Raw genomic sequence first — 601 nt, 5'->3', positions numbered from 1 at the left:
GAACATCCATAATAACAAATCTGTCTTTCATTAATTCTGCCTGATCTAAAGCTAAATTATATAATTGATAAGCATTTGTTGTAGATAAACCTTCAGCATCTGGGAAAACGATAAGAGTTGGCTCGTCTTCTTTTTCTAAAGTATCAAGGCTCGCATTTAAATCAGTCAATTGTACGACCCCGTCTGATGGATATAATCCTGCAGAAACGATGTAACATGGTCCGCCACCGTTTGCAAAATACATTTGCATCGCATAATACATTTTGAAATGACTAGGTGTTTCTAAAGCTGCAGTAACTTTTCTAGGTTTAATAGGTGCAGTTGTAGTGGCTGCAACTACAGTAAATGTAAAAGATTCATTTTTTGCTTTTCCGAAAAGTGTTTCGTATTCCAACATTGAAGAGATTCTTGTTGGTTCATTTTTCGGCCCTTGTGCTGTATATCCGATAAAAGCAGGAATAGCCGTTTCTACTTGTGCTACAGATGGCGGGAATTTTGCAATTTCCTCTACGTAAACTCCAGGTGTTTTGTAATTCATTTTTTTAAATTTTAAAGTTAATATTAGTTATTTTCAATCGTTAATCCTTCGTGTGCCAGTTCT

Annotated in this window: 1 pseudogene; it reads right to left on the bottom strand. The window is 35.4% G+C overall.

From position 1 onward, the window contains the following. Window positions 1-538, bottom strand: a pseudogene (locus OEA66_RS11785) (hypothetical protein); the annotation flags it as partial. Window positions 539-601 lie beyond the last annotated feature (63 nt).

The sequence above is a fragment of the Chryseobacterium luquanense genome (assembly GCF_026460945.1).
GTDB lineage: Bacteria > Bacteroidota > Bacteroidia > Flavobacteriales > Weeksellaceae > Chryseobacterium > Chryseobacterium luquanense.
The sequence above is the reverse complement of the archived record's forward strand: the minus strand, read 5'-3'. Positions and strand labels throughout refer to the sequence as shown.